Below are 301 nucleotides of genomic sequence, written 5' to 3'. Positions count from 1 at the left end.
TATGTAAATCCTTTCAAAGAACGCTTCTTCTAAGCCTGAGAGAACCGTAGTTCTCAAAAGCGAGTGCAAAGGTAACATAAAAAACATTCACCACCAAATGTTTTTAAAGAAATGTTTGAAATAACTTCAATTTATTTCACTTTGTCTTACAAACCATCTACACTGGAAATGTTACACCTTATTATATAATATAAAAGACAGACATAAAAGGACAGCCAGCTCCGCTGACTTACAGAGGCATTGCAACCTGCGTCAAAACAGCGTGTCATCTGCATCAAGTTATCGTGTCATCTGCGTCAGA

The organism is Prevotella sp. HMSC077E09 (assembly GCF_001814685.1).
GTDB classification, from domain to species: Bacteria; Bacteroidota; Bacteroidia; order Bacteroidales; family Bacteroidaceae; genus Prevotella; species Prevotella oris.
Note: the sequence above shows the minus strand (reverse complement) of the source record.